A 23,211-nucleotide genomic window follows, 5' to 3' on the forward strand; every position below is an offset into this window, starting at 1 on the left:
CCGCAAAACGCGACGGCCCGCCGGAAACCCGGCGGGCCGTGCACGATCCGGCTCTTCTACGACACCAGCGACCGCAGCACGTACTGCAGGATGCCGCCGTTGCGGTAGTAGTCGGCCTCACCGGGGGTGTCGATGCGCACCACCGCGTCGAACTCGGTGCTCGTGCCGTCTTCCGCCACCGCGGTGACCTTGACCGTGCGCGGCGTGGTGCCGTTGTTCAGCTCGGTCACCCCGCTGAAGGAGAACGTCTCGGTACCGGTCAGCCCCAGCGACGCGGCGTTCTCACCGGCCGGGAACTGCAGCGGCAGCACGCCCATGCCGATCAGGTTCGAGCGGTGGATGCGCTCGTAGCTCTCGGCGATGACGACCCGCACGCCCAGCAGGCGGGTGCCCTTGGCCGCCCAGTCACGGCTGGAACCCGAGCCGTACTCCTTGCCCGCGAGCACGACCAGCGGGACGTCGGCGGCGGCGTAGGCCTGGGCCGCGTCGTAGATCGTGGTCTGCTCGCCGCCGGCCAGGAAGTTGCGGGTGAAACCGCCCTCGACGCCGTCGAGCAGCTGGTTGCGCAGCCGGATGTTGGCGAAGGTGCCGCGGATCATCACCTCGTGGTTGCCCCGCCGGGAACCGTAGGAGTTGAAGTCCTTGCGGGCCACGCCGTGCTCGGCCAGGTAGATGCCCGCGGGCGAGTCCACCTTGATCGAGCTGGCCGGGCTGATGTGGTCGGTGGTGACCGAGTCGCCCAGCTTGGCCAGCACCCGGGCGCCCGACACGTCGGTGACCGGCGAGGGCTCGATCTGCATGCCCTCGAAGTACGGGGGCTTGCGCACGTACGTGCTCTCGGAGTCCCAGGCGAAGGTGCCGCCCTCGGGCGTGGGCAGCGACTGCCAGCGCTCGTCACCGGCGAACACGTCGGCGTAGTCGCCCACGAACATGTCCTTGGTGATGGAGTTCTCGACCACGGCGGCGACGTCGGCCGCGCTCGGCCAGATGTCGCGCATGAACACGTCGGAACCGTCCGAACCGGTCCCGATCGGGTCGGTCTCCGGGTCCCAGTCGATCGTGCCGGCGAGCGCGTACGCGATCACCAGAGGCGGCGAGGCCAGGTAGTTCTGCTTGATGTCCGGGTTGATCCGGCCCTCGAAGTTCCGGTTGCCGGAGAGCACCGAGACCACCGTGAGGTCGTTCTCCTGGATCGCGGCCGAGACCTCCTCGGGCAGCGGGCCGGAGTTGCCGATGCAGGTGGTGCAGCCGTAGCCGACCAGGTGGTAGCCGAGCTTCTCCAGGTACGGCACCAGGCCGGCCTTGGCGTAGTAGTCCATGACCACCTTGGAGCCCGGCGCCATGGTCGTCTTCACCCACGGCTTGACCGAGAGACCCTTCTCCACCGCGTTCTTGGCCAGCAGCGCGGCCGCGAGCATGACCGACGGGTTGGAGGTGTTGGTGCAGCTCGTGATCGCCGCGATGGCCACGTGCCCGTGATCCAGCTCGGTCTCGGTGCCGTCGGCCATGGTGACCGGAACCCGCTTGTGCGGGCGGCCGTTCGCCGGGTGCGGCGGCTCGGGAGCGTCCTGGGCGTCCTGGGCCGACGAGCCCGAGGTCGCCGGCGCGTCCGACGCCGGGAACGACTCGGCCACCGCCTCGTCCTGCTTGCCCGGCGCCCAGTCCTTCACGTAGTCCGAGATGGCGCCGCGCCAGGCCGCCTTGGCGTTCGACAGCTCGATCCGGTCCTGCGGGCGCTTCGGGCCGGCGATGCTGGGAACCACCGTGGACAGGTCGAGCTCGAGGTACTCGGAGTACTTGGCCTCGGTCGACGGGTCGTGCCAGAGACCCTGCTCCTTGGTGTACGCCTCGACCAGGGCGACCTGCGCGTCGCTGCGGCCGGTCAGGCGCAGGTAGTCGAGCGTCACCTCGTCGATCGGGAAAATGGCGGCGGTGGAGCCGAACTCGGGGCTCATGTTGCCGATCGTGGCGCGGTTGGCCAGCGGCACGGCGCCGACCCCCTCGCCGTAGAACTCGACGAACTTGCCGACCACGCCGTGCTTGCGCAGCATCTCGGTGATCGTGAGCACGACGTCGGTGGCGGTGACGCCGGCCGGGATCTCGCCGTTCAGCTTGAAGCCGACCACGCGCGGGATGAGCATGCTGACCGGCTGGCCGAGCATCGCGGCCTCGGCCTCGATACCGCCCACGCCCCAGCCCAGCACGCCGATGCCGTTGACCATCGTGGTGTGCGAGTCGGTGCCGACGCAGGTGTCGGGGTAGGCGATGCCGTCGCGCTCGAAGATCACGCGGGCCAGGTGCTCGATGTTGACCTGGTGCACGATGCCGGTGCCCGGGGGCACCACCTTGAAGTCGTCGAAGGCGGTCTGGCCCCAGCGCAGGAACTGGTAGCGCTCGCCGTTGCGCTGGTACTCCAGCTCGACGTTCTTCTCGAACGCGTCCGGGCGGCCGAAGACGTCGGCGATCACGGAGTGGTCGATGACCAGCTCGGCCGGCGCCAGCGGGTTGATCTTCGCCGGGTCGCCGCCCAGGTCGGCGACGGCCTCGCGCATGGTGGCCAGGTCGACGACGCAGGGGACACCGGTGAAGTCCTGCATGATCACACGGGCCGGGGTGAACTGGATCTCGGTGTCCGGGTCGGCGGACGGGTCCCAGCCGGCCAGCGCGCGGATGTGGTCGGCGGTGATGTTCGCGCCGTCCTCCGTGCGCAACAGGTTCTCCAGGAGGACCTTCAGGCTGAAGGGCAGCTCGGCGGCACCCGGCACGGCCGAGAGCCGGAAGATGCCGTAGCTCGCGCCCCCGGCCGAGAGTTCGCCGCGGGCGCCAAAGCTGTCGAGGCTGTCACTGCTCAACGAGAGCTCCTTAGATCGTCGTAGATCGTCGTGTCACCAGGCACCATACTAAAGTATCTCGACGTCAAGATAGTTAGCCGAACCTAACTTCGAGACTGCCCTGTCAAGGGCGCGGGTGCAGGTTGACGCGCGTGAGCACTTTTCTATCAAGGGTGGACGCACGACACCCTCCGGTGTCCGGGTCGCCTTCGTCCCGGGGTCGCCCCTCCCCCGGACGCGTCCCACCTCTCCCCCAGACGCAGAGGTGCCCCCCATACCGATTCGGTATAGGGGGCACCTGTGCTCAGGCCAGCCGGCCGCGTCCGATCAGATCCGGCCGAAACGACCGGTTCCGGCCGGGCGACGACGCATCACATCCAGTCGGCCGGGCGGGGACGCGTCAGGTCCGGCCGATCAGGCGGTGGCGCATCAGGTCCAGCCGGACGGGCGGGAACGCATCAGGTCCAGCCGGACGGGCGCGAACACCTCAGTTCCGGCGGCGGGCCGGGCGCGCCGGGCGGCTCTGCGACGGACGGGCCTGGTTCGGCCGGTTCTGGCGAGGCGCGCGCTCGGTGACCACCGGCACCTCCCGGGGCTCCGGGCGTCCGTCCCTGGGCTCGAGAACCGCCACGCACTCGACGTGGTGGGTCATCGGGAACAGGTCGAACGCCCGCAGACCGCTCAGCGCATAACCGGCGGCGTCGGCCGTGGCCAGGTCGCGGGCGAGCGCGGCCGGGTCACAGGCGACGTACACGATCACCCGCGGGGCCAGCGCCACCATCTGCGCGATGACGTCCTTGCCGGCGCCCGAGCGCGGCGGGTCGAGCACGATCACGTCGGCTCCCCCCTCGGCCAGGGGCTGCCCCTCGGTCGCCAGACGCGGCAGCACCCGCGAGACCGACCCGGCCTCCACCCGCACCTGGTCGAGGTCGTGCAGCCCGCGCCGGGCGTCGGACGCGGCGCGGCTGTCACCCTCCACGAGCACCACCGTGCCGGTGACGCCGACCTGCTCGGCCAGACCGGCCGCGAACAGGCCCACGCCGCCGTACAGGTCGAGCGCGCGCTCGCCCGGCCGGGCCTGGGCGGCCTCCATCACGGCGTCGTGCAGCGTCTGCGCGGCGGCCGGGTGCACCTGCCAGAAGCCGGTGCCGGTGACCCGGAACGGGCGCGGCGAACCGGCGACCACGACCTCCTCCGAGACCCAGGTGCGTCCCTTGACCTGGTGCACCCCGGACTCGTCGCGCGTGGCCAGGTTCGTGCCCTGCGGCAGCTTGGGCAGGCGCAGCTTGTCACCGGTGCGCCCGGCGACCGGCTCGGCCACCACCAGCGGGCCACCGGTGGACGGGGAGATCACCTCGACCGCGAGCGCTCCCGGCCAGCGGGCCTGGGTGACGCCCAGCTCGGCCGCGTCGGGCGTCGCGATCAGGCACTCCTTGACCGCGACCACGTCGTGCGAGCGGTGCTTGCGCAGCCCGGGACGTCCTTCGGTGTCGACCGTGAACCGCACCCGCGTGCGCCAGCCCAGCCCGTCACCGTCGGGGCCCTCCACGACCACCTCGGGCACCGGGTCGAGCTTGGCGATGCGGCGCAGCTGCTCGGTGACCACGTCGGCCTTGAGCCGGCGCTGGGCGGACAGGTCGGCGTGCTGCCAGTCGCAGCCGCCGCACAGGCCCGGACCGGCCACCGGGCAGGGCGCGGGCACCCGGTCGGGCGAGGGCTCGATCGCCTCGACCGCGTCGGCCCGCCAGAACTTGGCGTCGGGCGCGGACTCGGTGAGCCGCGCCAGCACGACCTCGCCGGGCAGCGTGTGCCGGACGAAGACCACCCGTCCGTCGTAACGCGCCACGCAGTGCCCGCCGTGCGCGACCGGGCCGATCTCGAGCTGCACGAGCTCGTCGGTGACCAGGCCCGGGCCGGCCTCGTCCCGCGCGGCCGCCGGGGTGTGGGAGTGGTGCTGGTCGCCGTCAGGCATTCTGTTCCTTCTTCGAATCATCGGTCTCGTGAGGCAGGGTGCCGCGCCGCGCGTCCCCCGGTGCGGGCTTGCTCTCCTCGCCCAGACGGTGGCTGGACGAGCGCAGCTGCCAGGGCACGCTGGCCACGATCACGCCGGGCACGAAGTGCAGCCCGCTCTTCAGGCGCAGCGCACTCTGGTTGTGCAGCAGCTGTTCCCACCAGCGTCCGACCACGTACTCGGGCACGTACACGACCACCAGGTCGCGGGGGCTCTCCCGGCGCACGCTCTTCACGTAGTTCAGCACGGGCCGGGTGATCTCTCGGTAGGGCGAGTCCAGCGCCCGCAGCGGCACCGGGATGTCCCGGCGGTCCCACTCGTCCTGCAGGCGCCGGGTCTCGTCGGCGTCCACGGTGACCGTGACCGCCTCCAGCACCGACGGGCGGGACGCGCGGGCGTAGGCGAGCGCGCGCAGGGTGGGCTTGTGGAGCTTGGAGACCAGCACGATCGCGTGCACCCGGGAGGGCAGCGCGCGTCCCCTGGTGTCGTCCTCCTCGGCCAGCTCGGCGCGCACCTTGCGGTAGTGCCGGCGGATCGCGAGCATCAGCAGGAAGAGCAGCGCCATGAAGATCAGGGCGAGGTACGCGCCGCGGGTGAACTTGGTGATCAGCACCACCACCAGCACGCTGCCCGTGATGGTCAGGCCGATCGAGTTGATGATCCGCGACTGCTGCATCTTGCGCCGGGCGGCGGGCACGGTCTCCAGCTTCAGCAGCCGCGTCCAGTGCCGCACCATGCCGGTCTGGCTCACCGTGAACGAGATGAAGACGCCCACGATGTAGAGCTGGATCAGCCGGGTCACCTGTGCGTCGAACGCGATGATCAGCAGGCTCGCCCCGACCGCGAGCGCGATGATGCCGTTGCTGTAGGCCAGCCGGTCGCCCCGGGTGTGCAGCTGACGGGGCAGCAGGTCGTCCTTGGCCAGGATCGAGCCGAGCACCGGGAAACCGTTGAAAGCGGTGTTGGCGGCCAGGATCAGGATCAGCCCGGTCGCGAACGTGACCAGGTAGAAGGCCGGCTGGAAGCTGCCGAAGAGGGCGTCGGCGATCTGGCCGATCACCGGGTCCTGCACGTAGTCGTCGCCGACCGAGACCCCGTTGAGGAACAGCTGCTCGGAGGGGAACTCGGCGAACCGCACGTGCATGAGCCGGCTCAGGATGATGATCGACATCAGCATGGTGACCGCGATCGTGCCGAGCATCGCCAGCGTCATCGCCGCGTTCCTGCTCTTGGGCACCTTGAACGCGGGCACCCCGTTGCTGATCGCCTCGACCCCGGTCAGCGCGGCGCAGCCGCTCGAGAAGGCGCGCAGCAGCAGGAATCCCCCGGCCAGGCCGACCAGCCCCTGGTTGAACTGGTCCTCCGGCACCAGCGTCAGGCCGGCGGAGTCGGCCTGCGGCAGGTCACCGGTGAAGAACCGCACGAAGCCCCAGGCGCTCATGCCCAGGATCGAGAACATGAAGACGTAGGTGGGCACCGCGAACGCGCTGCCGGACTCGCGCACACCGCGCAGGTTGATGGTGGTCAGCACGACGACCAGGCCGACGGCCAGGAACGCCTCGTGCCCGCGCAGGAACGGCATGGCCGAGGCCGCGTACTGGGCCCCGGAGGAGATGGACACGGCGACGGTGAGCACGTAGTCGACCAGCAGCGCGCTCGCCACCGTGATGCCGGCGGTCGGGCCGAGGTTGACCGTGGCCACCTCGTAGTCGCCGCCGCCGGAGGGGTAGGCGTGCACGTTCTGCCGGTAGGAGGCGACCACGATGAGCATGACCGCCACGACCGCGACACCGACCCAGGGCGAGAGGGCGTACGAGGTCAGTCCGGCGGCCGCGAGCGTGAGCAGGATTTCGTCGGGCGCATAGGCCACCGACGAGAGAGCGTCGGAGGCGAAGACCGGCAGCGCGATGCGTTTGGGCAGCAAGGTCTCGCCCAGGCGCTCACTACGCACCGGCCGCCCCACGAGCAGCCTCTTCAGAGCGCCAGGAAAGTTGGGCACGACGGGTCATCGTAGGCCTGTTCGCCCAGCGGTACGACAGGCGGTGGGACTGGTTCCGGCCGGTGGCACACACTTGACCGGCCCTTGAGCGAGAGGGCCCACCGGACCGGTGTACCTTCGGCCACGGGCGGTGCCGAGAGGGCGGACCGCGCGTCGCTGTCGAGAGGCCGGGCTTACGTGCACTTCGTGATCATGGGATGCGGCCGGACCGGCTCCACGCTGGCCCAGATGGTCGAGGACCGGGGCCACACCGTCGCCGTGGTGGACCAGAACGCGAACGCCTTCCGCCGCCTCGGGCCGCATTTCGAGGGCCGCCGGGTGGTGGGCCCGGGCTTCGACCGGGACACGCTCACCGAGGCCGGCATCGAAGACGCGTACGCGTTCGCGGCGGTCAGCAACGGCGACAACTCCAACATCCTGGCCGCCCGGGTGGCCCGCGAGACGTTCGGCGTGAGCAACGTGGTCGCGCGCATCTACGACCCGGGCCGCGCCGAGGTCTACCAGCGCCTGGGCATCCCCACCGTCGCCACCGTGCGCTGGACGGCCGACCAGATGGCCCGCCGGCTCCTGCCGGCCGGGGCGATCTCCGAGTTCCGCGACCCCTCCGGCGCCGTGATCCTGGCCGAGGTGCAGGTGCACACCGGCTGGGTGGGCCGGCGCATGCCCTCGCTGGAGGCCGCGTCGCAGGCCCGGGTGGCGTTCCTGACCCGGCTCGGCGAGGGCGTCGTGCCCGGCGCCGACACCGTCTACCAGGAGGGCGACCTGGTGCACTTCGTGCTCCGGCACGACCAGCTGACCGAGGTCGAACAACGCATGGCCGTCGCGCCGACGAAGGATGAGCTCTGATGCGGATCGTCATCGTCGGGGCCGGCAGCGTGGGCCGCTCGATCGCGCGGGAGCTCCTCACCAACGGGCACCGCGTCCTGCTCATCGACAAGGACCCCAACGCCATCCGCGTCACCAGCGTGCCGGAGGCCGAGTGGCTGCTGGCCGACGCCTGCGAGATCAGCTCGCTGGCCGACGCCGGGCTGGCCGAGTGCGACGTGGTGGTGGCCGCGAGCGGTGACGACAAGGCGAACCTGGTGGTGTCGCTGCTGTCGAAGACCGAGTACGGCGTGCCCCGCACCGTGGCCCGCGTGAACACCCCGGCCAACGAGTGGATGTTCGACGAGGCCTGGGGCGTCGACGTCGCGGTCTCCACGCCGCGCATCATGACGGCGCTGGTCGAGGAGGCCGTCTCGATCGGCGAGCTGGTGCGGATCTTCACGTTCCAGCAGGGGCAGGCCGCGATGGTCGAGCTCACTCTGCCCGACGACTCACCCCTGGCCGGCACCACGGTCGGCGAGATCGCCTGGCCCGACGACACCGTGCTGGTCGGCATCATCCGTGGCGAGCGCCCGATCCCGCCCAGCCGCGACGACGCGCTCGAGGCCGGCGACGAGCTGATGTTCATCACCGTGCCCGAGAGCGAAGACGCGCTGCAGCAGCTGCTGAACCCGAGGGCGTGAGATCTCTTTGATGAGCTAAGGAGCAGGTGTCTGGAGAAGGACACCTGCTCCTTAGCTCAGTTCCCCCGAGGACTACTTCGAGATGTTGTGGCACTGGGTCGCGAGTGTTTTCCCGTTCGCAATGAACCGGGCGCACGCTCGTCCAGCGTGGGCCAAGGTGATGTCCTTGTTGAAAACATGACCAATCGGACTGTCGCCATACGAGGTGCACTTGCTCACCATCGGACTCTTCCGCGAGCGGTAAAGATCACCGCTCGTGTTGTAGTAACTGAAGGTGAACTGGTAGTTGCAGTAAATTCCACCCACGACGCCCGCCCCGACCAAATCTTCGACGTTGGCATCCTCGCGAGTGATCTTGAGCTTGCTGCCCTTGATCGAATGTCCCAGGTAGCCACCCGGCCAGCAGACCTTCTGCCCAAAGACCGTCGCGCAAGCGGATCCGAACCACTGGTACCCCACCGCACTGGCCGTCGAGTAGTCGCCTGCTGCCGCCGCCCGAACAGCACCCTTGACTACCGGGAGGCTTGCCGCCTGAGCTCCTGTCGACGACACGATTGCAGACAACGACAGAGCCAAGACCAGAGCACATACTCCAGCAATCCGTCTGAACAATTTACCCATACCTCCCGCATCGGGCACAGGCATCCCTGTGCCCTTCCGAACACTTCGGAGGCTGCGCCGAAGTGCGGGGGATACGGTACGAACCAGACAAGCGAAAATCCATCGAAAGCGAACTTTGCCACACTGAGACTGAAATCGGAAAGGTGGCTGACTCGGCCCCTACGGGGTAGAGCTTTCCTCGTTCACCTGGCTAGCTTCCGCGACAGTGACAGGAACGCGTCTGAGTACCTGCCACATGCCCCAGACGGCCAGGGCGAATAAAGGGATGCCAAGCACAAAACCGTTGAGGAGGCCTAGAAGTACTGCCTGATCGGCGATGCTGAGCGGCACCTGTACGGCCAGACGGAGCACGAACAGGCTGATAAAGATCCAGGTTGCATGAACGTACGCGCGGTAACGGGCCCTGTCAGACCGCCACGCGAACATCTCACCGGTCAGCGGGCCGGCGAAGACCCCGACCAGCGGCCAACGAACGGCGACAGAAATCATGCCGAGGAGTGCCGAGCCCCCGTTCTTCAGGATTCCCCAAAGGAAGACGTCAGATGCTCGACCGGTCTGGTGCGCCGCCCATGCTCCCAGGCCGATGCCCATAGCCCCAGAAATCACCTGGACCGGTGGCTCCCGTCGCACGAGCCGCACGATCAGTAGGACGGCCAAAGGCGCCAGAGCTGAATAAACGGAGGTGCGGAGATCCTGGGTGATGGCGTAGGCGATGGAGAAGACCGTGTACGGAAGTACCGACTCAATGACCCCTCTAGGGCCACCGATCGCCTTCTGCAGGTCGAACTCGGCGGCCACGGCCGCCCCGAACTTGCCCTTGCCGACCCGTTCCGCCGCGTGCTCAGCCTGTTCCGTCACCTGATGATGATCCCCCGGGGAGCCGGTCATCAGCTACCGGAACCCGGCACGAGCTCGTACTTCGGGTTGAAGATGGTGGCGGTGCCGCTGGCCTCGCAGACCACGCCCTGCACCCGGATGCGGCGGCCCGGCTCGACCCCGCCGATGTGGCGCCGGCCCAGCCAGACCACGGAGATGCTGCCACTGCCGTCGTAGAGCTCGGCGACCAGCGCCGGGACCCCGGCGCGGGGGCGCAGCGTGACCGCCCGGAGCGTGCCGCAGACCATGGCCGGCTGGCGGCCCTTGAGCTGCGCGATCGGCGTGCCCCCGAGACGGTGGGCCTGCTCGCGCTCCTCGTCGGCGTGCACGACACTCTGCGGCGCGGTGAACCGGGCCAGGGCGCGACGGAGGCCGAAGCGCTCGGCCGTCTTGGTGTCTACCGGCACGATCGTCGCCTGATCACCGGTGATCTGCTTGCTCACGGATTTCAGCGTACCCATCCCGGACCCGCTCTCCGCCCGCTCCCCGTGTTCCGGAAGAGTGGCCATCAGCACTCTTTCCTGCTCTGGCGAACTCCTGCTCAACAAGGTAATTCAGAATTTATTCCCGAACGTGCAGGGAACCTTGATCATTTCTTGACGCATCCGGAAGAGCCCCGGGACGTCCGGATCGATACCGGTGCCGGTCAGATTCAGCCGGACGGCCCACCGCACACGAAGGGCGGGCCGGGCGTCGCACCACTGGCGACGACGCCCGGCCCGCCCCGCGGGTGAGGAAGCGGTTCAGCGGACCTCGGTGATCTCCGGACCGCGCTCCGGCGGGCGCAGCGTGTCGTTGCCCTCGGCCGGCTCGCCCTCGCCCTCGGCGGGCTGGGCGTTCTCGGGCAGGCGCAGCGGCAGCAGCTCGCGCGGGGCCATCGCCTCGGCGCCACGCACCACCACCACGTCACGCACCAGGTTCTCGAGCTCGAGCGCCTTCTGCTCGTCGAGGGCCGCGGCACCGTGGAACACGGCGCGCAGGAACCAGCGCGGGCCGTCGACCCCGGAGAAGCGGGCGGGCTGCAGCACGGTGCGGCCGTCGGGGGTGCGCGCGGGAACCTTGGCGAGCAGCTCGCGGCCGAAGACGCCGGGGACGTCGTCGACCTCACCGCCCTGGCGGCTCACGCTGGCGGCGATCTCGCCGCGGATCTCGTCCCAGATGCCGGAGGTGCGCGGCGCGGCGAAGGCCTGCAGCTGCACCGCGGAGTCGTCGAGCTGCACGGTCGCGGCGATGACCTTGCTGGTCTCCTCCTCGATCTCCAGGCGCAGCTGGATGGTGCCCTCCTTGGCGGGCAGCCGGATCGCGCCGAGATCGATGTACGTCTCCTCGGCGTCGGCCTCGGACTCGTCCCAGGGGCCCTTCGACCGGTCGTAGACGTCGGTGAGCGCGGCCGGGGAGGCGGACTCCTCCGAGTCCTCCTCCGGCTGCGTCGAGGCCACGTCCTGGGCCTCGTCGACGCCGGAGGCGTCGTCCCCCTTGTTGCGTCGGAACCAGCTCATCAGTGTTCTCCTCGTTGCGTTCGGAGCCCCGTGGACCCGAAGCCGCCTTCACCGCGGGCGGAGCCCGGCAGCCGCTCGGCCGGGACGAAGTACGCCCGGCTCACCGCCTGGATCACCAGCTGGGCGATCCGGTCTCCCCGCTTCAGCTCGACCGCGGTCTCGCGGTCGGTGTTCAGCAGCGTGACCCTGATCTCACCGCGGTATCCCGCATCGACCGTGCCGGGTGCGTTGACCACCGTCAACCCGTGACGGGCGGCCAGACCCGACCGAGGGTGCACGAACGCGGCGTACCCGTCGGGCAGGGCGATCGCGACCCCCGTGCCGACCGTGCGGCGCTCGCCCGGTGCCAGCGTCACGTCTTCCGACGTGACCAGATCGGCACCGGCGTCGCCGGGATGGGAGTAACCAGGGACGGGGAGGTCCGGGTGCAGCCGCTGCAGCAGCACCTCGACCTGGCCGGGCTCGAAGCCCGGCCCGGCGGGGCCACCGTCGGGAGCGCCGGCCGGCGCGGAAGACGTGCTCACGGTGGAACAGCCTAGCCAGAGCGCCGCACCACCTGGCGCACACTCCGGATCCGGGCGTGGGAAGCTGATTTCATGAGCTCGGATCAGCAGCAGAAGGCCAAGGTCAAGCGCCTCGAGGAGTCCCTGTCGCCGTCACCGGCGATGTGGTTCGTCTTCGTGCTGCTGGGCGCATCGTTCGGGCTCATCCCCGGGCCGATCAACACCACCGTGGCCCTGGTGACCAGCGTGCTCTGCGTCGTGCTCACGGTGGGGCTGGTGGTGGGCTTCACCCCACGCCTGAGCCTCGCCAAGGGGGTCTTCGCGGCCGGTCGCGCCAAGGTGCCGGCCTCCCTGGTGGCGAAGGTCGAGCCGCTCGACGCCGCGCAGATGCGCGCCGCGCACGGCGTCGACCTGGACGCCCGGGCCTACCTGTGCACCCGGGCGTGGGTGCGCACGGGGATCAGGGTCACGCTCGACGATCCGGCCGACCCCACCCCGTACTGGCTGATCTCGACCCGCCGGCCGCAGGAGTGGGTGCGGGCGCTGGGCTCGTGACGAGCCCGCGCCCACCGCTCACACGGCCCTGATCAGGAGAGCCTGATCAGGCGGCGCACTCCTTGCAGATGAGCTGGCCGTTCTTCTCGCCCGCCAGCTGGCTGCGGTGGTGCACCAGGAAACAGCTCATGCAGGTGAACTCGTCGGCCTGCCGAGGCAGGACCCGGACCGAGAGCTCCTCGTTGGAGAGGTCGGCACCGGGCAGCTCGAAGCCTTCGGCCGCCTCGGTCTCGTCCTCGTCGACCGAGCCGGTCGACTTGTCCACGCGACGGGCCTTGAGCTCCTCGAGCGAGTCCTCGTTGAGGTCGTCGTCGGTCTTGCGCGGCGCGTCGTAGTCGGTTGCCATTGTTAGGTCACGCTCCGGTGTGTGGAACCCACGAGGACGTGCCCTGCTCCCGATGCCGCCGGCGGCGGGACCGGTCGAGGTCGCGTTTCCCCCATGAGAACGGGATTGCTGGTCGTTGCCGATGGTGCGGTGGTGCTGTCTTACGCCGAGGTGACGGTGCCCGCGCCCTGCACATCAAGGTCGGTGCCGCCGGACTGTGGACTAACGCGCCCGGAGCCTGATTTGTGCCCGCTCTCTGCGGCAGGGATTGTGCACCAGTCCAGCGCCGTTGGCCATACCGCCACCCCGGGAGATCGACACAATTTCCCGTCACAGTGCGGATGACCCCTCACCCTGTGTCGCTGGACGTGGCCCCTAACGGGTGGTCGTCACGAAATGTTCCCGCACCGGTCGGCTCCCGTCACACCGGCACCCGTTCCGGTCACCCCGCGTGGAACGTAGAGTGTCGGGCGGTGCAGTGCGCCTCACAGTCGACCCACGGCCTGTTCGCAGCCGGAATTCACTCGTGGGACACACCATGCACCAGCGCCGGTGGAGATGGCCCCCGTCGTTGAAGGGCCCGCCGGCCTGTCCGGTGGGCGAGTGAGGGAGAAGTGAATGAGCGAGTTCGTCGCGCAGATCAGGGGCCGTGCGGCAGAGGCGCTGACCTGGCTCCAGCAGGCTCAGGCCAGCGGGGACGAATATCTCGTCAATGTCTCGCTCGACCAGATCGAGTCGATCGCCCGGGTGGCGGCCGACCACCAGATCCCCCTCGAGGGGGTGGCCGAGTCGCTCAGCGCCTACGGCCTGCGGATCCCCCAGGGCCGCCCCGACGCGGCGACGGCCTGAGCGACCCGCAGTCACCGCGGTGACAACCGGTTCACACCGGGTCGGAGTCGGCGTCCAGCTGCCCGAGGACGTCGCAGAGCCCCTCCACGAGGGGTGACGCCGCTCCGACGACCATCGCCCCACCGGCTGGGGCCCCGCGCAGGCCGCTCACCGTTCCACCGGCCTCGGTGAGCACGAGCACCGCGGCGGCGATGTCCCAGACGTTCACCCCCCGCTCGTAGTAGGCGTCGACCGTGCCGGTCGCCACGCCGCACAGGTCGAGCGACGCACTGCCGATCCGCCGGATGTCGCGGATAGTGGGCAGCAGCCCCGTCAGCACCCGGGCCTGGCCGGCCCGCCGCGCCGCGGCGTAGCCGAAGCCGGTGGCCACCAGGGCCTGTCCCAGCTCCGGAGGAGCCCCCAGCGCCAGCGTGCGGGCCGGGGAGCCGTCGCCGGGGGTCAGCTGCGCCCCCAGTCCGCGCCCGGCCGTCCAGGTGTCACCGGTGGCCGGGTTGTGCACGCAGGCCGCGACCGGGGTCCAGGCGCCGTCCACCGTCGGGTCGCCCTCGACCACGGCCACGCTCACCGCGTAGGCGTCGATGCCGTAGCGGTAGTTCACGGTGCCGTCGATCGGGTCGAGCACCCAGGTCAGGCCGGAGTCGCCGGGCTGGTAGCCGTTCTCCTCGCCGAGCAGGCCGTCGTTCGGCCGCACCGCCGCGATGCGCTCGCGCAGCAGCCGCTCCACGGCCCGGTCCATCGCCGTGACGATGTCGGTCTCGGTCGACTTGGTGGCGGTCACCTCCCGGGCGGCCGGGTCGTCGGCCAGACCGGCCCGGATCAGGTCTCCCCCGGCCCGGGCCACCTCCTCGGCGAGCCCGCGCAGGGCCCGGGCGTCACTCACCGCGTCACCTCGGCCGGGGCCGCGGCGGACGACGTGTCGATCGGCAGCACCCAGTCCACGCCGCAGGCCGCGGGCTTGTCCGGGTTGCGCAGGTTGGCGCAGCACCCGGCCGGGCAGACGTCGTGCCAGGGGCCGGAACCGGCCTGCGAGCCGCGCTCGGGGTTCTCGCCGCGCTCGGCCGCCGCCCGCTCCACCACCAGCGAGGCCAGCATCGCGGCGAAGGCGGTGGCCCGGCCCGACGTGGCGGCCCGCACGAACGGCAGGTCGAGGCCCTGGGCGATCTCCTCGGCCTCGGTGTCGAGGTCGAACACGACCTCCATGTGGTCGCTGACGAACCCGATCGGGACGCAGACCACGCCCGGCACGCCGGCGTTCTTCAGCCCGGCCAGGTGGTCGCCGATGTCCGGCTCCAGCCAGGGCTGCGACGGCGGGCCGGAGCGCGAGCAGTAGACCAGGTCCCACTCCGGCACCGTGTCCACCGCGAGCAGCGACAGCACCGCCTCGCAGGCCTCGCGGTGCGTCTTCGTGTAGGCGTTGCCCTGCGGGCCGGACGCGTCGTCCATGGCATCCGGGATCGAGTGCGTCACGAAGGCGATGTGCGAGCCGGTGGGCACTGTGCCGAGGGCCTCGGTGATCGACTCGGCGATCGGGCTGAGGAACCCGTCCTGGTCGAAGTAGTGACGGATCTTGTCGACCCGCATCGAGCGGCCCTCGCGGGACAGCGTGATCAGGGCCTCGGCCAGGTCCTCGCGGTACTGGCGGCAGCCCGAGTAGCTGGGATAGGCGCTGGTCACGACGGCGAGCACCCGGCGGGCGCCGTTCTCGTGCGCCTCGCGCAGCACGTCGGTGGTGAAGGGGGCCCAGTTGCGGTTGCCCCAGTAGACCGGGGTCTGGTCGAGGTCGACCCCGGCGGCGGTCAGCTGCTCGCGCAGGTTGGCCAGCAGCGCCCGGTTCTCGTCGTTGATCGGGCTGCGCCCGCCGAAGTGCATGTAGTGCTCGGACACCTCGAGCAACCGCTCCCGCGGGATGCCCCGGCCCCGGGTCACGTTCTCCAGGAACGGCATCACCTCGTCGGGAGCCTCGGGGCCGCCGAAGGACAGCAGGAGGACGGCGTCGTACGGCTTCAAGGAGCTCACGGATAGATCCTGCCAAGTCGCTGCCCCGGGCGCGCGTCCGGGTGGGCACGGGTCAGCGTGTCGCCGGACGGCGGGCCCCGCCCCCGCGTCCATAATCGGGTTCGCCTCCCCGACAACCACACAACGTGATTTCATCGGCACCCAGGTCACGTAGGACACTGGGCGCTCAGCTGTGGATCCGGGCCGATCATCGAATTCGGTGCCGACTCGCCCAGCCATGTGCTTCGCCGATGGGGTACGAAGTGGCACAGTCTTCTCGCAGGTCGCGTTTGCCGGAGGGAGTGAACATGGAAGATCTTTCGCTCGTCGGCGTACACGAAGACGGAGAACACCTTCTCGTCGCGGGGCCGAACGGCCAGCGCTTCCGGTTACGGGTGGACGACGCGTTGCGCGCCGCGATCCGCCGCGACCGCGCCCGTCTGAGCCAGATCCAGATCGAGTCGGAGGGCCGCCTGCGCCCGCGCGAGATCCAGGCGCGCATCCGCGCCGGTGAGACCGCGGAAGAGGTGGCCGAGGCGGCCGGCCTGTCGCTGGAGCACGTGCGCAAGTACGAGGGCCCGGTCCTGGCCGAGCGCGGTTACCTGGCCGAGCAGGCCCGCCGGGTGCGGGTGCGGCGGGGTGGCGGCGCCGAGTCGCTGTCGCTCGACGACACCGTCACCGAACGCCTGCAGGCCCGCGAGGTCGACTCCTCGTCCATCACCTGGGACGCGTGGCGGGGCGACGACGGCCTCTGGGTGCTCGCGCTCGAGTTCATCGCGGGTTCCACGCTGCGTCAGGCCCGCTGGCTCTACAACGCCAGCCTGCGTCACGTCACCGCCCACAACGACGAGGCCCGCTGGCTCACCGAGGACGAGCCACAGGCCGCCGACCCGGCGCCGCCCACCTCGCCCACCGGCATGCGCCGCCTGAACTCGGTGAACCCCGGGCGCGGCGGCGACCGCCCGTACGACCAGGAGCAGGGCGTCGTGGCCCGGCCCGCCTACGAGGAACCGGCCGCCGTCAACCTGCTCGACACGCTGCGCGAGCGCCGGGGCCGTCGCAGCCGCGCGCTCAGTGAGGACGACGACCGCACCGGTCACGCCGACCCGGTGCGCGAGGCGATCGACTCGCTGCTCAACCGCACCGACGCGATGGGTGAGCCGCCGGCCGCCCACCCGGCGCGCTCGCGTCCCCAGGACGCACGCGACGGTGAGGTGCTGGTGCTGCCCGACGCCGAGTCGATGTACGACCTCGACAGCATCGACACCGACCCCGACGAGGACGACGCCCCGGTGGCCCGTCCCGAGGCGCGGACCCCCGAGCGGGGTGACCGCGACAAGCTCGACCGCGACCGTTCCGAGCGGGAACGCTCGGAACGCGAGCGGGAACGCGCCGAGCGGGAACGCCGGGAGCGGGCCGAACGCGAGCGCGCCGAACTGGAGAACGACGACACCGACGGTGACGCCGCCGCAGAGGCCGCCGAGCCGGAGCAGACCCCGGTGCCCGCCGGGCGCCGTCCCTCGGCCGGCAGCCGCAAGCAGCGGCGGGCGAGCGTTCCCTCGTGGGACGACATCGTTTTCGGCCAGCGGCGCGACTGAGGTTTCCGGAGCCGACCACCTCCGACGAGGGACGCGTCCCTCGTCGGAGGTGGATCAGTTCTGCGCGACCAGGAGCGGGATCTCGGTCTCGACGCTCGTGCGGGAACCGTGCAGGCCGAGCAGACGCAGCGTCTGCGGGCGGGCCGTGCGGGAGTCGACCACCGCGACCGGTCCGGTGGCGGCCGTGACCACGTCGCCGATGCGGGGCAGCACGTGCGGCTCGACCGGGCCGAACCAGCCCGCCTCGACCGCCTCCTCGCGGGTGACCACGGTCATGTCGCCGCCGACCCGGGCGTGCCAGGCGGCCGCCACGTCGTCGGCCGCACCGGGCTCGCAGTACATCTGCAGCGAGCGCGGTTCTCCGCCGAAATGCCGCACGCCGTCGAGCAGTTCGGGCTCGTGGGCGACGTCGAGACGGTTCTCGAAGGGCACGTCGACCATGCCGTGGTCGGCGGTGACGGCCAGCACACTGCCGGCGGGCAGGCCGTCGGCGAGCGCCTGCGCGCAGGCGTCGACGCGTTCCAGCTCGGCGAGCCACTTCCAGGACGAGCAGCCCTGCTCGTGGCCGATCTTGTCGAGGTCGCCCCAGTAGACGTAGATCAGCGCGCCCTTCGACCTCCGGGCCGCGGCGATCGCCACGTCGACACGTTCCTCGAGCGACCGGGCGGCCACGAACCGGCCCCCGCGCTGCACCGCCTCGGTCAGGCCGGAGCCGTCGAAGAAGGCCGGGCCGATCCGGATCACGTCTTTACCGGTGCCGGCCACCTGCTCGAACACGGTGGGGGCGGGCTGCCAGCGGCGCGGGTCGACCGCCGGGTCCCACATCAGCTCGTTGAAGAGCCGGTCGCGGTCGGGGTCGAGCACCTCGAGGCCGACCAGGCCGTGGGCGCCGGGCAGCAGACCGGTGCCGAGCATGCCCAGGCTGGTGGCCGTGGTGCTGGGGAAGCCGGAGCTCAGCCGGGCGTAGTGCGCGTTCTGCCGCAGGCGGCGCAGGAACGGCGCGTGCCCCGAGTTGGCGGCCAGCAGCTGGTCGCCGAGCCCGTCGACGAGCATGACCACGACCGTGCGGGCCTTCGGGAGCAGGCCCTTCCTCGTCGCGCCGTTCAGGGCCCGGGCGGCCGCGGGGAGGACATCGGCGAGGGTTCCGGTGTTGCTCAAGACGTCAGGGCCGGGCCGTCGCCGCCGACAGGGCCCGGGCGAACGCCTTCGCCGCCTTCACCGCGGCGGCGCCCTCGGCCTCGGCGGACAGGCGCACCGTGATGTCGTCGGCGGCCAGGGTGCCGGTGTAGCCGTGGTCGGCCTCGCAGTCCGGGTCGGCGCAGGAGGCGGGCTCCAGGTCGACGCGGGTGAGCGAGCCCCAGCCGATGGTGAGGCTGAGCTCGCGGGGCACGGCGCCGCTGCGGTGGTGCTCGGGGGCGGTGACGGCGTGCGAGAGCACGACCGAGGTGACCTTGCCCAGCGGCACCGCCTCGGTGGAGGCCGAGGCGTAGGGCTCGGGGCTCAGCGCGTCGGGGTCGTGGTCGTCGGCGTGGGCCACGACCAGGCGGGTGGGGGTCAGGCTCAGCACGGTGACGTGCCGGCGCACCTCCACCCGGTCGAAGGTGGTCTCCTGCTGCACCAGGTACGAGACCACGGCCTCACCGGCGATGGCGACGTCGAGCGAGTCGAGGACGAGGGACGGGTAGAAACCAGCCCGTTCCACCTCGGCCACCAGCTCTTCGGGCAGGGCTTCGTCCATCGACTCATCGATCGGCTGGCCGTCCGGCTGGCTCACCGTGGCGTCCGTCCCGGGTCCTTCACGCATTGCCCCATCTTGTCACTCCGCGGTTGCGCCGGCGCAGGGCACGCCCTGATGTTCGCCCACCAGCGTGCACTCCCGAGGTGACCTGACCCACCCGACCCGACCGGCGCGTCCCTCGTCGGTGCACTGCCGGCCTGCTCAGGAGGGCAACTCGCGGCGCGCACTGTCGGAGCGGTCGGGGGTGCGGGCCACCCGGATCTCGGCGTCGAGCACCGCGAGCCCGTGCTCGGCGACCACCACCGGGTTGAGCTCGAGCCGGCTGATCTCGGGCAGCTCGTCGGCCAGGCAGGCGAGACGGCCGATCAGGTCTTCGAGGGCGGGCACGTCGACGGGGGCGGCGCCGTTGTGCCCGAACAGCTTGGGCGCGGCGCGCACCGAGCGCACCAGGTCGGAGATGTCGACGTCGGTCAGCGGCGGGATGCGGTGGGCGACGTCACCGAGCAGCCCGATCGCGTCACCGCCGAGCCCGAACGAGACGACCGGGCCGAACAGCGGGTCCTCCACCGTCCGCAGCACACAGGCCACACCGGGCTCGGCCATGGTCTGCACCACCAGTTCGCCCGGCCCCAGACTCGCGCGCATCTGGGCGAAGTCGGCGCGCAGCTCGGCCTCGTCCTCGATGTTGAGGCGCACTCCCCCGAGGTCGACGCGGTGACGCAGGTGCGGCGCGGTGGTCTTGAGCACGACCGGGTAACCGATGGTGAACGCGGCGGTGGCCGCCTCGTCGGCGGTGGTCACCGGGGTACGGGGCCAGAGGGTGATGCCGAACGCCCGCAGCAGCTGGGCGGAGGCTTCGGGGCCGAGGTGCTCCTCGTCCTGGTCGAGAGCCTGCTGGATGATGCTTCGGGCGGCGCCGAGGTCGAGGTCGGCGGGCTCGAACCGCTCCCCCGGGTCACGGCGGCGCCAGCGGGCGTACCACTCGGCCTTGGCCAGGGCGCGCACCGCTTCCTCGGGGGTCGGGTAGGACGGGATGTTGTTCAGCGCCCGGTTGACCCCGTGGACGCCGAGAAAGCAGGCCACGACCGGGATCTCGGGCGATCCGGCGGAGACCTCGGACAGCGCCCGGGCCACCTCGCCGGCCTCGGTGGCGATCGGGGGGATGAAGGCGGCGACGACCGAGTGCACGTCGTCGGCGGCGAAGGCCTCGGTGAGCGCGGCGCGGAACTGCTCGGCACTGGCCTGCGGGTGGAGGGCGACGGGTTTGTGCGCGACGGACAGGCCCGCGGCCACGCAGGCGTCGGCGATCAGGGTGCTCAGGGCGTCGCTGTTGCCGACGATCGCGACGTTCGGCCCCTTCGGCGGGGGCTGGTGCATGACCACCTGGGCCACGTCGAGCATCTCGGCCACGGTGTGCACGCGGATGCAGCCCGACTGCCGCAGCATGGCGTCGAAGGCCTCGCGCGGCGCGGTGCTGGTTCTGACGGAATGCCCCGGCGGCACCCCGAAACTCGACAGGCCGGACTTGAGCACGATGACCGGTTTGGAGCGGGCCAGGCGACGGGCGATCCGCGAGAACTTGCGCGGGTTGCCGAAACTCTCCAGGTACAGGCCGACGGCGTCGGTGTGCGGGTCTTCCTCCCAGTACTGCATGCAGTCGTTGCCGGACACGTCGGCCCGGTTGCCCGCGGACAGGAAGGTGGACACCCCCAGGCCTCGCCGCTCGACCGCGTCGAGCACGGCCACCGCGAGCCCGCCGGACTGCGAGAAGAGGCCCAGGCGGCCCTCTTTCGGCAGCTCCGGAATCAGCGACATGTTGAGCCGGACGTTCTCACCGGCGTTGATCAGGCCCCAGGAGTTCGGGCCGACCACCCGCATGCCGTGCGCGCGGGCCGTGCGCACCAGTTCGCGCTGCCGGGCCAGTCCCTCGTCGCCGGTCTCGGCGAAACCGCTGGACACGACCACCATTCCGCGCACGCCGTGCTCGGCACAGTCGCGCACCACGTCGAGCACGCCCTGCGCCGGGATCGCGATCAGGGCCAGGTCGATGGGGCCCTCGATGTCCTTCAGGTTCTTCACCGTGGGCAGGCCCAGGAGCTGGTCGGCCTCGTGGTGGACGAGGTGGAGACGCCCCGTGAAGCCGCCGCCGACGATGTTGGCGAGGAGGCGGTGGCCGACGGTCGCGGTGCGGCGGCTGGCGCCGATCAGCACGACCGACGAGGGGTTGAGCAGGCGCTCCATGCTGCGGGACTCGGCGCGGTGCTCGCGGGCCTCCATCACGGCCAGGGACTTCTCGGTCGGGTCGATGGTGAAGCGGACCTCGATCACGCCGTCGTCGAAGCGGGCCTTGACCTCGTAGCCGGCCTCCTGGAACACGGTGAGCATCTTGCGGTTGCGGGGCAGGACGTCGGCGACGAAGCGGCGGATGCCGTTCTCCCGGGCCGCCGCGGCCAGGTGCTCGAGCAGGACGGAGCTGATGCCGCGGCCCTGGTGCGCGTCGCTGATGTTGAAGGCGACCTCGGCCGCGTCACTGCTCGGGCCCAGGCGGTCGTAGCGGCCGACACCCACGATGTCGTCGCCGAGGACCGCGATCAGGGCCACCCGGTCGGAGTGGTCGACGTTGGTGAAATGGTGCAGGTCGCGCGGGGACAGGCGGGGCATGGGCGCGAAGAAGCGCAGGTAGACCGACTCGGGTGACTGGTGCACGTGGAAGCGTTGCAGGGCGTCGGCGTCGTCGGCGGTGATCGGGCGCAGGTGTGCGGTCGCGCCGTCACGCAGCACGACGTCGGCTTCCCAGTGCAGGGGGTAGTCGCGGACCACGTTCACCAGGCTACGCAAGGCGGCGGCGTTACGCGCCGGGCCGGAGGTCCTTCGTGGGGGTGATCTGGTGCACGCCGCCCCTTCGCGAAGGCAGCGTGGGGGCGGCAGGATCACGGTCATGGAATTTGAGGACGCTGTCCGTCGCCGGCGCATGGTCCGCACCTACGACTCCTCCCGCCCGGTGCCCCGCGAGACCCTGCACCGGCTGCTCGACCTCGCGGTGCGGGCGCCCAGTGCGGGGTTCAGCCAGGGATGGGACTTCGTGGTGCTGAGCACCGCCGGGCAGACCGGTCGTTTCTGGGAGGCCACCGCCGACCCCGATCGTGAGCCCGACCGCTGGCTGCGGGGCATGAGCACGGCGCCGGCGCTGATCCTGTGCCTGTCCGACCGCGACGCCTATCTCGACCGTTACGCCGAGCCCGACAAGGGCTGGACCGATCGCGACGAGGCACGCTGGCCCGTGCCCTACTGGGACGTGGACACCGGCATGGCGTCGATGATCATCCTGCTCGCGGCGGTGGACGCGGGACTGGCGGGCTGCTTCTTCGGAGTGCCGCCGCAGCGCCGCACGCAGGTGCTGGAGGCGTTCGGCATCCCGGCGGGCCGGCGGATCGTCGGGGTGATCAGCCTGGGACATCCGCCCGAGCCGGGGACGGACCGGAAGTCGCCGTCCCTGAAGCGGGGACGTCGACCGGTCGAAGAGGTCGCCCACGAGGGAACTTTCGGCCAACCGTTCCGGATCTGAGACCGGAATCCCCTGTGCGTCACTGTGTTCGCCGGTCAGACGGGGCTCCCAGGTTCCCCTCCCGGTTCTGCCAGGATCGGGGAGCAGAGTTCTTCTCACGACAGCGGAACACACCGCTTCGCAACACAACTGAGGAGAACACCATGGCGAAGATCATCAAGGCCCGGCACCGTCGTCCCGTCGAGAAGACCGTGACCCCGCCGAAGAAGCGCGACGAGCGCCCCCAGGCGGAGCCGGCACGGGCCGGTCGCGACAACTGAGATCCAGCTCCCCCGGAGCTGACCGCTACTGAGCGAGGGGCCTGAGAGCACAGGCCGGGGCCGGTGCACACCACGCGTGTGCACCGGCCCCGCTGCTTTTCCCTGAGAGAGAACATTTTCCGGAGAGTGACAGGCCAATACGCCTGCATGAACTTATGTTTCTCAAAGGTCACGGATCTGTTGCTCTCAGGATCGACCGGCAGTGTTCTTCCCACGACAGCGAAACGGTCGCTGGCAACACGAAGGAGCCGAACATGACGAAGATCCTCAAGGCCCGTCACCGTCGCCCCGCCGAGAAGGTCGAGGCGCAGCCGAAGAAGAAGCGCCGCGAGCAGCAGGAGCAGCCGCAGCCGGCGCGGGCCGGACGGGACTGAGACTCCCGAGGCGCGTCCAGCCACAGGCCGGGGCCGATGCACAGAGATGTGCACCGGCCCCGCCGGGTTTTGCCCGGCCGGGCGACGACGGTCACGGACACCTC

The 23,211-nt window shown here is 70.7% G+C and carries 20 protein-coding genes; 6 read left to right on the forward strand and 14 right to left on the reverse strand.

Annotation, left to right across the window (positions count from 1 at the left end; genetic code table 11):
• Positions 1–56 precede the first annotated feature (56 nt).
• The 3 genes from J2S57_RS01385 to J2S57_RS01395 all read right to left on the reverse strand — a co-directional run bounded on the left by J2S57_RS01385 (position 57) and on the right by J2S57_RS01395 (position 6,841).
• Entirely contained in the window at positions 57–2,852 is a 2,796-nt protein-coding gene (locus J2S57_RS01385) for an aconitate hydratase (protein WP_307237242.1), read from the reverse strand.
• Positions 2,853–3,318: 466 nt separating this feature from the next.
• Positions 3,319–4,803 carry a class I SAM-dependent RNA methyltransferase gene (locus J2S57_RS01390; protein WP_307237245.1) on the reverse strand — a complete coding sequence of 495 codons (1,485 nt, stop codon included), beginning with the start codon at positions 4,801–4,803 and terminating at the stop codon, positions 3,319–3,321.
• A complete protein-coding gene (locus tag J2S57_RS01395) occupies positions 4,796–6,841 on the reverse strand; it encodes an APC family permease (RefSeq protein ID WP_307237248.1) in 2,046 nt (681 codons plus the stop codon). Before J2S57_RS01395 ends, J2S57_RS01390 begins: the two co-directional genes overlap by 8 nt.
• A gap of 177 nt (positions 6,842–7,018) precedes the next feature.
• Here J2S57_RS01395 and J2S57_RS01400 point away from each other — a divergent pair, with 177 nt between their 5' ends.
• Together J2S57_RS01400 and J2S57_RS01405 are read left to right on the forward strand one after the other, a co-directional pair.
• Positions 7,019–7,687 carry a potassium channel family protein gene (locus J2S57_RS01400; RefSeq protein WP_307237250.1) on the forward strand — a complete coding sequence of 223 codons (669 nt, stop codon included), beginning with the start codon at positions 7,019–7,021 and terminating at the stop codon, positions 7,685–7,687.
• On the forward strand, positions 7,687–8,349 hold the full coding sequence (locus J2S57_RS01405; protein WP_307237253.1) for a potassium channel family protein: 663 nt from the start codon (positions 7,687–7,689) through the stop codon (positions 8,347–8,349). The genes J2S57_RS01400 and J2S57_RS01405 overlap by 1 nt, the downstream gene beginning before the upstream one ends.
• Positions 8,350–8,421: 72 nt before the next feature.
• On the opposite strand, the gene J2S57_RS01410 is transcribed toward J2S57_RS01405, so the two are convergent.
• The 5 genes from J2S57_RS01410 to dut all read right to left on the reverse strand — a co-directional run bounded on the left by J2S57_RS01410 (position 8,422) and on the right by dut (position 11,791).
• Positions 8,422–8,925, reverse strand: coding sequence for a hypothetical protein (locus tag J2S57_RS01410; protein WP_307237256.1), 504 nt, complete (start codon positions 8,923–8,925; stop codon positions 8,422–8,424).
• Positions 8,926–9,129: 204 nt separating this feature from the next.
• Positions 9,130–9,828: a DUF3159 domain-containing protein gene (locus tag J2S57_RS01415; RefSeq protein ID WP_307237260.1), complete on the reverse strand. Its 699-nt coding sequence runs from the start codon at positions 9,826–9,828 to the stop codon at positions 9,130–9,132.
• Positions 9,829–9,857: 29 nt separating this feature from the next.
• Positions 9,858–10,289 carry an OB-fold nucleic acid binding domain-containing protein gene (locus J2S57_RS01420; protein ID WP_307237263.1) on the reverse strand — a complete coding sequence of 144 codons (432 nt, stop codon included), beginning with the start codon at positions 10,287–10,289 and terminating at the stop codon, positions 9,858–9,860.
• Between the two features lie 300 nt (positions 10,290–10,589).
• Positions 10,590–11,345 carry a DUF3710 domain-containing protein gene (locus J2S57_RS01425; protein ID WP_307237266.1) on the reverse strand — a complete coding sequence of 252 codons (756 nt, stop codon included), beginning with the start codon at positions 11,343–11,345 and terminating at the stop codon, positions 10,590–10,592.
• A complete protein-coding gene (gene dut, locus J2S57_RS01430; protein ID WP_370882543.1) occupies positions 11,345–11,791 on the reverse strand; it encodes a dUTP diphosphatase in 447 nt (148 codons plus the stop codon). The genes J2S57_RS01425 and dut overlap by 1 nt, the downstream gene beginning before the upstream one ends.
• A gap of 150 nt (positions 11,792–11,941) precedes the next feature.
• Here dut and J2S57_RS01435 point away from each other — a divergent pair, with 150 nt between their 5' ends.
• Positions 11,942–12,403 (forward strand): DUF3093 domain-containing protein, encoded by a 462-nt coding sequence (locus tag J2S57_RS01435; protein ID WP_307237271.1) that lies wholly within the window; start codon positions 11,942–11,944, stop codon positions 12,401–12,403.
• 46 nt (positions 12,404–12,449) lie between these two features.
• Here the strand turns inward: J2S57_RS01435 and J2S57_RS01440 are convergent, their stop codons facing one another.
• Positions 12,450–12,749 (reverse strand): DUF4193 domain-containing protein, encoded by a 300-nt coding sequence (locus tag J2S57_RS01440; RefSeq protein WP_231486427.1) that lies wholly within the window; start codon positions 12,747–12,749, stop codon positions 12,450–12,452.
• Between the two features lie 597 nt (positions 12,750–13,346).
• On the opposite strand from J2S57_RS01440, the gene J2S57_RS01445 reads away from it, so the two are divergent.
• Complete coding sequence (locus tag J2S57_RS01445) at positions 13,347–13,577, forward strand: hypothetical protein (protein ID WP_307237278.1); 231 nt, start codon at positions 13,347–13,349, stop codon at positions 13,575–13,577.
• A 31-nt stretch (positions 13,578–13,608) separates the two neighbouring features.
• Here the strand turns inward: J2S57_RS01445 and J2S57_RS01450 are convergent, their stop codons facing one another.
• Together J2S57_RS01450 and J2S57_RS01455 are read right to left on the reverse strand one after the other, a co-directional pair.
• Entirely contained in the window at positions 13,609–14,457 is an 849-nt protein-coding gene (locus J2S57_RS01450) for an inositol monophosphatase family protein (protein ID WP_307237281.1), read from the reverse strand.
• Complete coding sequence (locus tag J2S57_RS01455) at positions 14,454–15,593, reverse strand: ferrochelatase (protein WP_307237284.1); 1,140 nt, start codon at positions 15,591–15,593, stop codon at positions 14,454–14,456. The genes J2S57_RS01450 and J2S57_RS01455 overlap by 4 nt, the downstream gene beginning before the upstream one ends.
• 287 nt (positions 15,594–15,880) lie before the next feature.
• Here J2S57_RS01455 and sepH point away from each other — a divergent pair, with 287 nt between their 5' ends.
• Positions 15,881–17,170, forward strand: coding sequence for a septation protein SepH (gene sepH / locus J2S57_RS01460; RefSeq protein WP_307237287.1), 1,290 nt, complete (start codon positions 15,881–15,883; stop codon positions 17,168–17,170).
• A gap of 54 nt (positions 17,171–17,224) precedes the next feature.
• On the opposite strand, the gene J2S57_RS01465 is transcribed toward sepH, so the two are convergent.
• From J2S57_RS01465 to J2S57_RS01475, 3 genes are all read right to left on the reverse strand, one after another.
• Positions 17,225–18,328, reverse strand: coding sequence for an alkaline phosphatase family protein (locus J2S57_RS01465; RefSeq protein ID WP_307237290.1), 1,104 nt, complete (start codon positions 18,326–18,328; stop codon positions 17,225–17,227).
• Positions 18,329–18,332: 4 nt separating this feature from the next.
• Complete coding sequence (locus J2S57_RS01470) at positions 18,333–18,908, reverse strand: DUF5998 family protein (protein ID WP_370882544.1); 576 nt, start codon at positions 18,906–18,908, stop codon at positions 18,333–18,335.
• Positions 18,909–19,109: 201 nt separating this feature from the next.
• On the reverse strand, positions 19,110–21,728 hold the full coding sequence (locus J2S57_RS01475; RefSeq protein WP_307237297.1) for a bifunctional acetate--CoA ligase family protein/GNAT family N-acetyltransferase: 2,619 nt from the start codon (positions 21,726–21,728) through the stop codon (positions 19,110–19,112).
• A 118-nt stretch (positions 21,729–21,846) separates the two neighbouring features.
• Here J2S57_RS01475 and J2S57_RS01480 point away from each other — a divergent pair, with 118 nt between their 5' ends.
• Positions 21,847–22,473 (forward strand): nitroreductase family protein, encoded by a 627-nt coding sequence (locus J2S57_RS01480; protein ID WP_307237300.1) that lies wholly within the window; start codon positions 21,847–21,849, stop codon positions 22,471–22,473.
• Positions 22,474–23,211: the final 738 nt, after the last annotated feature.

The organism is Kineosporia succinea, from assembly GCF_030811555.1.
Lineage (GTDB): Bacteria > Actinomycetota > Actinomycetes > Actinomycetales > Kineosporiaceae > Kineosporia > Kineosporia succinea.